The 238-nt window shown below is 64.3% G+C and carries 1 protein-coding gene; it reads right to left on the bottom strand.

The window, feature by feature from the left end:
* Window positions 1-238 (bottom strand): alpha/beta fold hydrolase (locus tag SB772_RS45310; RefSeq protein WP_410839190.1); only part of this gene is annotated, 238 nt, incomplete at both ends.

The following is a 238-nucleotide window of genomic DNA, read 5'->3' as shown; positions in this document are numbered from 1 at the left end:
CTTCGATCAACGCCGCGATCTGCTCCGGCTGATCGTGGTGAACCATGTGGCCCGCATCGTCGATGATGGCTTCGCGCCAGTCGGGAAACGCCTGGAAACGCGCCTTGAACTCGTCGAGCGGAATGTTGCCCGCCAGCATAGCGAGGGTCGGCGATGAAGCGGCTTCGACGTGCAGCACCTTGGCGCGCACGTTCGCCCAGACGGCCATCACTTCATCGAGCCGGTACAGCAGCGGCCC

This window comes from Paraburkholderia sp. SIMBA_030, assembly GCF_046535245.1.
GTDB lineage: Bacteria > Pseudomonadota > Gammaproteobacteria > Burkholderiales > Burkholderiaceae > Paraburkholderia.
This window is presented reverse-complemented; position numbering and strand designations above follow the sequence as displayed.